Raw genomic sequence first — 9756 nt, forward strand, 5'->3', positions numbered from 1 at the left:
GAATGTTGCAACCAACCTGAAAACCAGCGGAGGCAGCATTAAGATTGCTTCCTTAACCGGTGAGCAGAATTTTCAGACAAGCGGCGGAAGTTTGAAAGTGGAAGATCTGAGCGGAATGATCCACGGACGTACTTCCGGCGGGAGCATTGACGTAGTGAATTGCACCAACGAAATCGATCTTGAAACCAGTGGAGGCAGCATCAAAGCTACCGGACTGAAAGGCAAAATAGAACTGAATACCTCCGGCGGCAGCATTACCCTGAATAGTATCAATGGCGATGTAGTAGCTCACACAAGCGGCGGCAGCGTGAAAGGTGAAGATATCAGCGGCGCACTGGATACCGGAACTTCGGGCGGTTCTGTGCGGCTTGCCAATGTTTCGGGCAGTATCAAGGCGAGCACAAGCGCGGGCAGCGTAGAAGTGGAACTTACCAAGCTCGGCAAGTACGTGGATATTTCCAGCTCCGCAGGCAGTGTGCGCGTTACCATGCCCATGGACGCAGGAATGGACCTGAACCTCAAAGGAAACAAGGTTTCTATCCCTCTGAAAAACTTCGATGGCCGTGCTGAAAAGGAATATGTTCGCGGTAAAATGAATGGCGGCGGCATTCCGGTTACATTATCAGCCAGCAGCGGCAGCGTTTATGTAAATTGATCCTGCAAATAGCATTTGTAAAAACGTCGGGTTTGTCGCCTGACGTTTTTTTTGTTTTTAGACCGATACCAAAATGAATTCCGGGCGTCAAAAGAGAAAAGTGCTTTTGACTTATGTTTAAAAAACTGACCAAACAGATTCAGGATTTCTTTGGAATTTCAAGAAAGGAGGCACGCGGCGCAATTGCATTGATGGTGCTTTGTGCGCTTGTTATCTGGTTTCCCTTTTTATTCAGGAGGTACATACTCCCGCTTTTCCCACCCGGCCCGGCGCCTCTGAGCCAGGCAAAGCTGGACAGCATTGTGGCCGACATTGAAATTGAAAACAAAGCCAGGTATAATGCACAAAAAAAGAAGGCGCGGAAGCAGTATGAAAAACCTGTAAAACCAGCCCGTCTGTTTGCATTTGACCCAAATGCGGCTACCGTGGAGCAGCTTGCTGAGCTGGGGATACCAGTGTTTTTGGCCAAAAGAATAGATAAGTTCAGGACAAAAGGAGGGAAGTTCAGGAAAAAGGAAGACCTGCTGCACATTTACGATTTCCCGCCGGAGCTGTTTCAAAAACTGGTTCCTTTCATTAAAATAAAAAATAGTGGCGCTGCTGTAACCGCAAAAAGTAACTTCTCCAATGCGCCCGAAAATGCAGGTAAGACCAGGGAAGGAACACGGAAGTTTACACCTCCCGTTATCGCTTCCTTCGATATCAATACTGCGGATACTACCCAGCTGGTCAGGCTGCGTGGTATTGGTACCAAACTTTCTTTAAGGATTTTGAAGTTTCGCGATGCACTTGGCGGGTTTCATTCGAAGAGCCAGTTCGCCGAAATTTTTGGTCTTGATTCGGTTGCATTGAGTGAGCTTAACAAATACGCAGTAATATCAACTGGAGTAAAAAAGATTAATATCAATACTGCGACTGCCGCTGAACTGGGAAGTCACAGCTATATGAAAAACAAAAAGCTGGTTTCAGTAATTATCAATTACCGTAACCAGCATGGAAGCTTCAGAAACAGCGCGGAGCTGCGCAGTGTGAAAATACTTGACGAGGAGCAGCTGCGAAAAATAGAGCCGTACCTCGACTACTGAACGATTAAAAGTTTGGTTTCAGCAGGTATTTGGAATAGAATGTATCGATCACCTTCACAGCCTCGTCGGGTGTATCTACAACGCTGATCAGTTTGAGATCTTCTGCATTTATATTCCGCTCCGTGAGCATGGTACCTTTGATCCAGTCCAGCAGCCCGGTCCAGTAAGCGCTTCCTACGAGTACAATCGGGAAGCGACCGATTTTCTTGGTCTGGATCAGGGTTAATGCTTCAAAAAGCTCATCCAGCGTACCAAAACCGCCCGGCATCACTACGAAACCCTGGGAGTATTTGACAAACATAACTTTCCTCACAAAGAAGAAGTCGAAGTTGATGCTTTTATCGTGGTCGATGTAAATGTTGCTGTGCTGTTCAAAAGGCAGCTTGATGTTGAGCCCGACGGACTTACCGCCCTGCTCGGATGCACCTTTGTTACCTGCTTCCATGATACCGGGGCCACCGCCGGTGATCACCCCATACCCGTGCCTTACGAGCTTTGCAGCAATTTCCTCGGCCGTTTTGTAATGCGGGTTATCATGCAATGTCCGCGCCGAACCGAACAGGGAAACGCAGGGGCCGATCTTGGCCAGTTTGTCAAACCCTTCCACAAACTCGGCCATCACTTTGAATATAACCCACGAATCGGCGCTCTTTATTTCATTCCAGTTTCTGTCTTCAAATGCTTCCTTGATCCTTTTTTCATCTTCGGGCACTGCCGGATTAAGAAGGGAAACGTCAACCAACTCTGCATTGGTTGGTTTCGTTTGATTACTCATATCACTCATATTCTAAACTCCATTTAATTGTTAAACCATATAATGGTATTTTTGTATTACAAGCGTGCCTTGGGGCCGCTCGCTATTCACCCGACCGTCTGCAAAAGACGGGCCTTAATTAACAGAAAAGTAATGAGAAAAATTGCTATTGGTTCAGATCACGCCGGATTTCCATACAAAGAACCGATCATCGAATGGTTGAACAACAACGGTTTTGAAACGAAGGATTTCGGTACATATAGTCCCGACTCTGCGGACTATGCAGATTTTGCACATCCCGTCGCCAGCGGCGTTGAAAGCGGCGAATTTGAGAAAGGGGTTTTGCTATGCGGAAGTGGACAGGGAGTTTGCATTACGGCCAATAAACACCAGGGAATCCGCGCTGCATTGGTGTGGGATACCCCGCTGGCAGCATTGACAAGACAGCATAACGATTCCAACATCATCTGCTTTCCGGTACGTTTTATGGAATTGGAAACTGCATTGGCGAGCCTGGAAGCTTTCCTGGCAACTGAATTTGAAGGCGGCCGCCACCAGACGCGGGTTAATAAAATCGCTTGCTAGTTGGTGCGTTCGTAAATGCCTTTCCAGGCGCTCAGCTTGTATTGCTTCTGTAATGCCGGAACTCTGCTGAGCAGTTTCGGCATTAAATTCACTTTGTCGATCACATAATCCGGCGGATCCTTTTTGAAATTATCATAAACATGGATCACGCTATCGAAGTTATCCAGGCTTCGCAAATCGTAGCTTGCCAATTCCCAGTTCAGGTAGGGAGTGGCTGTGTAGTTATTGATATACTCTCCTGAGTGGCTTCCCAAAACGAGAATGCGTTTCCCGGTAATCTGCTCAGGCAGGTTAGCTGGTTTGGTGCGCAGGTTTTCCAGTCTTCCCATTGAAATCCCCGGTATAATTCCCCGCAGTCCCTGATACTGGATCAAAATAATCACCGCGCCCATTAAAGTGAATTGCAGCTCGTCAGCCAAACTTTTTTTCTTAAAACTCTGGAAATAATGGGTAGCAAAAAATGCAGCTGGCGGAATAAAGATCACAAATTGCATAGGTGCCAAAAACTGCATGAGCGGGATCGTAAATACCGCAACAATGAACCATAACGCCATTACCTGCTGAATGCGGGTTTGGTAATTGACGAACCGGAGCGTTGTGAAAATCCGCATAAAACCCATAATCCCGAAACCGAGGGGCAGCAGGAGGGAAGCAAGCAATGAAGAGAAATCGTTGAGGTTATATTGTTTTACCTGAAATACCGAAGTGAGCAGGTTCCTGTTCAAACTTTCGATCCCGTTATTCAGATAGAAAAAGAGCACGACCATTAACAATGGAAACAGGGAGCCGAAAAGGCCCAGTAAGTGGTGGCGGATCGTGGAGCCGGTGTAGAACAGCAGCGCCAGAAATGCCCAGATCACAAACAGGGAAGCGGGTAGATAAAACAAGGTGGCGATCCCGATATAGAGCCCCATTTCAAACACCTGCGTAGTTACCTCGCGCCTGACCAGCATTTTGACGATCGACCCGAATGCGAAAAGCAGGAATGTGTTGGCCATCAACATGGGTGACAGCGTACCCATATCAAAGGAAATGTTGAGAAAAAGGCTATAAAGCGCCCCGGGCAGGAATGTGCGTTCGGGGAATACTTCCCGCGAATGGATCACATAGTTGAAATACAGGATCTGGACAATGGATACCGTCATCGCGGCGAGCTGATAAACCCATTGCGTACGGCCGAACAAGCTATCAATCAGCCAGTAAGTCAGGCCGGAGAATGGACTTACATTGTCCCACACATCGCGGTAAAGCATGAAGCCGCGGCCCATTTGTTCTCCCACAAGCATCCAGCTCAGTTCAGGGATCAGCAGGGGCGCGCCACCCAGGAAAAAAGGGAGGCGGAGCAGCAGGAAGAATACTACCAGGCTGATGGTCTGATACCTTGCATTGACTCGGAAAAAACTAAGCAAGTACGATGCGGATTATGTAGCTTACGGGAATAACTTTTACGAAATTACAACGCTGCATTCTACAAAAACAAAATAAGTGCGGATATTTGTGATCATTGGAAAAACGTGGAAGGATGATTTAGGAATGTAGTTTACATCACCCTAACTTGAGAAGCAGACAGTCTGAGTACCGCAAACGCGAGCCTTCTCCGATAAAGAAATTACACATGGAATCGAAAAGACAACAGAAAGTAGGAAGGCAGATACAAAAGGATCTGGGCGAGATTTTTCAAAAAGACGCACAGCATTTGATTAACGGATCGATCGTGACGATTACCGCAGTGAGAGTTACACCTGATCTGGGCATCGCAAGAGCCTACCTGAGCTTTTTGCCTGACAATAAAAAAACTATTTTACTGGAAACGATCAAGGAAAATACGCGTTTTATCCGCCAGAAGCTCGGCGAGCGTGTTCGCCACCAGCTGAGGATCGTGCCGCACCTTCAATTTTACATGGATGACACAGCAGAATATGCAGCCAAAATGGAACTGCTGTTCTCAGATATCGTAATACCTCCTGCAGCGCCGGACGAGGAAGAAGAAACAAATTGATTCAATCCTCCCGGTCATGGATCTTTCTTACCGAATTGCCATTCGCTATTTTTTCTCGCGGAACAAAAGAAGTTTTATCAGCCTGATTGCCCGGATTGCGATGGCTGGCGTGGCTGTCGGAACAATGGCAATGGTAGTGGTGCTCTCCGTTTTTAATGGAATGGAAGATCTTAACCGCAGAATTTTCAAGACTTTTGATTCGGATATCAAAATATCCCCTGCGGCAGGGAAGCGGTTCACGATTACGCCTGCCATGCTCACCAGCATTAAAAAAGTGAATGGGGTAAGTGTGATCACCGAGGTGATTGAGGATAATGCGCTGGCAAGGTACGGAAATCAGCAGACCATTGTCCGGTTGAAAGGAGTGGACCGTACTTTTGAGCAGCAGGAAAGACTTGATACCGCGCTGATTGAAGGTTCCTTAACATTGCGCGGTGCAAATGGAACTCCGTACGCGATTGTTTCAGAAGGTATCCGCAATGCATTGTCTATCTCGCTGGAAGACATTCTTATACCCCTCGAATTCCTTTATCCCAGGACAAGTACCAAAGCACTCAACCTGACCTCGCCGGAAGCTTTCAATCAGCTGGCCCTGAGGCCAGGTGGCGTATTTTTTATAGAAACGCGCTACGATGATTATGTGATCGCGCCGGTGGACCTGGTCGACTCACTGATGCAGTACCGGGGTGAGCGGTCGGCGATCGAGATCAATGTAAGTCCGGGATTTCGCGAACAGGCAGTCAGTGCGCAGCTTGCGGGTGTGTTGGGCAAGGATTTTGTGGTAAAAGACCGGGATTCGCTGAATGCCGATTTGCTGCGTGCGATCAAAATGGAAAAGCTTTTTGTGGCTGTTACCCTGTCGCTGATTATTTTAGTTGCTGCAATTAACATTTTCTTTTCGTTAAGCATGCTTGCGATCGAGAAGAAGAAGGATATATCGATGTTGTATGCACTTGGTGCAACACCTTCGCTAATCAGGAACATTTTTCTGGCAGAAGGTGCTATCGTGGCGCTTTCCGGCGCAGTGTTCGGCTTGGCCGGAGGTGTCCTGATTTGCTGGTTACAGATTAAATACGGCTTTGTTTCAATGGGAATGACTACTTCACTGGTGGATGCATACCCGGTCAAATTAATATGGGAAGATATACTCTATACAGGCATTGTTGTCGTTATGATTACTATGATAGTCTCTTACATACCAGCCCGGCGCGCAGCCGAGGCGGGCGCTATTTTGCGCGTTTAAGTACATCCGAGAACAGAAAACGACTTATTAAATTCGATAATTTGAATCACTCCCCAGCTAACAATTCGAAAGCAGATATGACTGGTCGCAATACTTTACTGCTGAGCCGACTAATCGCTGCCATCTTTGCATTCACCTTACTTTTGACCTCCGTTTCAGCTGCTCCATTTAATCGGGTTCCAGCGGATACAGTTTACAGGAGAAATCCCGGTACCATTACCAAAAAAGGTCCGTACCGTCCCGAACGTACCAGGAAGAGCGACATTATTTACACGCGCCTCGACGTGCAGTTTGACTGGGTTAAGCAGCAGGTACCTGCCTCCGCTGTAATCGCATTCAAATCACATTTCCATCCCCAGAATACACTGGAACTGGATGCGAAGGGGTTTGATATCAAAGGGGTGTCAATGCTGGATACTGTCGGGGATTACGGCGCACTTACGACGGAGGAAATTGCCGGAAAGGTGGTCAAGAAGCTGAATTTTACCTATGAAGATAAAAGAAAGCTGATCATTAAGCTGGACAAAAACTACACACGAAATGACACGCTGCTTGTCAAAATCGACTACGTAGCCAAGCCAAACGACCTCCCGAGAAACAAGCCCGACGATAGTCAGACGGACAAAGGATTGTACTTCATTAATGCAGATGGACTGGACGAAGGCAAGCCGCGGCAGATATGGACGCAGGGAGAAACCGAGGGCAGCTCCTGCTGGTTCCCGACCATTGACGCGCCAAATCAGAAATTTACCCACGATTTTTACATTACTGTTGACAGTACCTTCAAAACTTTGTCAAACGGATTACTGATCGGGCAGAGCGAAGGTAAAAAGGGCACGCGGACAGATCACTGGAAACAGTCCATTCCGCACGCGCCTTACCTCGCTATGATTGCAGTTGGCGACTTTGTAGTTGCGAAGGATATGATGCCCAACGGACTTGAACTGAGTTATTATGTAGAGCCCAAATACGGGAAGGATGCACATGCGATCTTTGGCCGCACTCCTGAGATGATGGGTTTCTTCTCCAATATATTCGGCGTGGAGTATCCCTGGGAAAAATACGCGCAGATTGCAGTGCGTGATTTTGTGGCCGGGGCAATGGAAAATACCACTGCTACCGTGCATGAAGAAGGTGTACAAAACGATACGCGCTCGCTGGTAGATGGCAATTCGGATGCGGTAATTGCTCACGAGCTGGCACATCACTGGTTTGGTGATTATGTGACCTGCGAGGAATGGGGGCAACTTCCTTTGAATGAATCGTTTGCCAATTATTCCGAATACCTGTGGAGCGAGTACAACGACGGAAAATATGAAGCCGACTGGGGTAACTTGCAGGAAATGAAGAGTTACCTGCTCGAATCAGAGACCAAGCAGGTGCCCATGATCCGCTATTTTTATAAGGACCGTGAAAATATGTTCGATAGTCACTCTTATGCAAAGGGAGGGCGCATTTTACATATGCTGCGCTCGTACGTGGGCGACGATGCTTTTTTTGCTTCCCTGAAATACTATCTGCGGAAGAATGCATTGGGAACGGTTGAAATTGATGATTTGAGAACTGCATTTGAGAAAGTTACTGGTGAAGATCTGAACTGGTTCTTCGACCAGTGGTTCCACCGTCCCGGGCACCCTAACCTGAAAATACAGCAGGAATACGTAGCCAATGCAGGCAAGGTACTATTAAAGGTGAAGCAGGCTCAGGATACACTTGCTACCACTGTTTACCGGCTTCCGCTTAAAGTCGACGTGTGGGTGAGCGGTAAGAAAAACCAGTACAATGTGGTGATTGACAAAGTGACCCAGACCCTGGAATTCCCTGCGGCCAAAAAGCCCGATCTGGTTGTATTTGATGCAGACGCGCAGCTGCTTGCTGTGATCGAGCATGAAAAAAACCGCCCGGAAATGCAGTTCCAGTATTTGAATGCAGATCGCTTTTTGCATAAGTATGATGCATTGTCTCAACTGGAAGGCGCACTCGCCGACACAACGGTGAAAAATATACTTGAGAAAGCAATGGGAGATCCGTTCTGGAAATTCCGGCAAATGGCGGTGAGTAACTTTGCCGAATATGCAGGCGCTGGTTTTGCGGACATTGAAACTAAAATCCAGAACCTGGCGCGTAAAGATCCGCATCCGCAGGTCCGCTCTGAGGCGATTATTACGCTTGCTTCGTTTGGGGATAACAACAGTGACGCAATTTTCAAGGAGGCGCTTAGCGACAGTTCCTATCTCGTGGTATCCGTTGCGATTGAAAAGTACCTGATGTCCCAGCCGAATGACGCCAATGAGATAGCAGCCCAATTTGAAAACTCGCCCAACGACGCGATCGTGACGTCGGTTGCTAACTATTATGCAGGCCTGGCCCAGCCGGAGCGGTTTGACTGGTTTCTTGAAAAGATGCGGGCGATGAAGCCTACCGAGAAGTATAACTTCCTGCAGGTATTTGGGAAATACCTGATCAAGTCGAAACAGGATATTCAACGCAAAAGTATACCGGTATTGGAAGGTCTGGCGCGGGATAATTCCTCTTATTTTGTCAGATTCGGCGCATTCCAGGCACTTGGGCTGTTGACGGACATTCAGGGTGTTACCGCACTCAGAAAAGATATCCGTGCCAAGGAAACCGAACCAAAGCTCAAAGAAATGTACGCGCAGTTCGGAGATCTTTAACAGCTCCTGTTACTGCGGATCGAGGTAGTAGTCCAGATTTTCTTTCGTGATAATATCGAGCGGAAGGAATTTAATGGGTGCTACCTCTTTTTTGAATACGAGGTGATTAGCCAGCTGGTGTATTCCCCAGTATCCCTGTCCGAGCGGATTTTGGTTAATGAGGAAGTGGATTAGCTCTTTGTTGAGATAATGCAGGTTCGCTTCCACGAGGTCATATCCTACAAGCTTGATATCTTTCAGGTTGTTCTTTTCCAGGTAAGCCGCTACTTCAAACGCTTTGGAATTAGTGACATAAATTGCCTTTAAGTCCGGGTTTTCGCTTCTGATCGCGTCAAGCTCGCGGTCGGGGCTCTCTTCATCTGAAAAATGAACTTCCCTGCTGATTACCTCAAAGCTCCTTCCATTTCCCAAGCTCTTGAAGTAATCTTTAAAACCTTCTTCTTTGGTGATCAGGTGGGCTGAGTTGGAGATATCCTCATTGATATGCGCGATCAGGATACTGCCCGAAGATTGCAATCCAAAACTCAGGATCTTGGCCGCCAGGCAGCCACTCCGGTACGAATCCTGTCCAATGTAGCAAAGCGGATTAACGTGCTCGATCTGCGTGTTGAAGAGCACATACGGAATGTTCAGATCTGCCCATTCTTTGAAAAACGGCAGTACCTCCTTGTAAAACACGGGTGCAATCAACAGTCCATCCGGTTTCTCGACAGTTACCTCTTTGGCGCGCTCGATAAAAGACTGGTCGTCGTGCGGGTCG

The 9756-nt window shown here is 47.5% G+C and carries 9 protein-coding genes; 6 read left to right on the forward strand and 3 right to left on the reverse strand.

Annotated features, from left to right (window positions below; genetic code table 11):
* Positions 1 to 655, forward strand: a 655-nt coding sequence (locus ACTIE6_RS02860) for a DUF4097 family beta strand repeat-containing protein (RefSeq protein WP_439555194.1), incomplete at its 5' end; no start/stop codon positions are given.
* 113 nt (positions 656 to 768) lie between these two features.
* Positions 769 to 1740, forward strand: a complete 972-nt coding sequence (locus tag ACTIE6_RS02865; protein ID WP_439555195.1) for a ComEA family DNA-binding protein — start codon at positions 769 to 771, stop codon at positions 1738 to 1740.
* A gap of 4 nt (positions 1741 to 1744) precedes the next feature.
* On the opposite strand, the gene ACTIE6_RS02870 is transcribed toward ACTIE6_RS02865, so the two are convergent.
* Entirely contained in the window at positions 1745 to 2515 is a 771-nt protein-coding gene (locus ACTIE6_RS02870) for a TIGR00730 family Rossman fold protein (protein ID WP_439555196.1), read from the reverse strand.
* A 132-nt stretch (positions 2516 to 2647) separates the two neighbouring features.
* Between ACTIE6_RS02870 and rpiB the strand changes: the two genes are divergently transcribed.
* Positions 2648 to 3079 (forward strand): ribose 5-phosphate isomerase B, encoded by a 432-nt coding sequence (gene rpiB / locus ACTIE6_RS02875; RefSeq protein ID WP_439555197.1) that lies wholly within the window; start codon positions 2648 to 2650, stop codon positions 3077 to 3079.
* Here the strand turns inward: rpiB and ACTIE6_RS02880 are convergent.
* The gene (locus ACTIE6_RS02880; RefSeq protein WP_439555198.1) at positions 3076 to 4488 is read right to left on the reverse strand and encodes a hypothetical protein; all 1413 of its coding nucleotides are present in this window, start codon (positions 4486 to 4488) and stop codon (positions 3076 to 3078) included. The genes rpiB and ACTIE6_RS02880 overlap by 4 nt on opposite strands.
* Before the next feature lie 206 nt (positions 4489 to 4694).
* Between ACTIE6_RS02880 and rbfA the strand changes: the two genes are divergently transcribed.
* Genes rbfA through ACTIE6_RS02895 form a run of 3 tightly spaced genes read left to right on the forward strand, consistent with a single transcriptional unit; the run spans position 4695 to position 8996 of the window.
* The gene (rbfA, locus tag ACTIE6_RS02885) at positions 4695 to 5078 is read left to right on the forward strand and encodes a 30S ribosome-binding factor RbfA (protein ID WP_056281187.1); all 384 of its coding nucleotides are present in this window, start codon (positions 4695 to 4697) and stop codon (positions 5076 to 5078) included.
* 16 nt (positions 5079 to 5094) lie between these two features.
* Positions 5095 to 6321 (forward strand): FtsX-like permease family protein, encoded by a 1227-nt coding sequence (locus ACTIE6_RS02890; protein ID WP_439555199.1) that lies wholly within the window; start codon positions 5095 to 5097, stop codon positions 6319 to 6321.
* A gap of 41 nt (positions 6322 to 6362) precedes the next feature.
* Positions 6363 to 8996: a M1 family aminopeptidase gene (locus ACTIE6_RS02895; RefSeq protein ID WP_439555200.1), complete on the forward strand. Its 2634-nt coding sequence runs from the start codon at positions 6363 to 6365 to the stop codon at positions 8994 to 8996.
* A 9-nt stretch (positions 8997 to 9005) separates the two neighbouring features.
* On the opposite strand, the gene ACTIE6_RS02900 is transcribed toward ACTIE6_RS02895, so the two are convergent.
* Positions 9006 to 9756: substrate-binding domain-containing protein (locus tag ACTIE6_RS02900; RefSeq protein WP_439555201.1), on the reverse strand; the 751-nt coding region annotated here is incomplete at its 5' end.

This window comes from Dyadobacter sp. (genome assembly GCF_051859145.1).
GTDB lineage: Bacteria > Bacteroidota > Bacteroidia > Cytophagales > Spirosomataceae > Dyadobacter.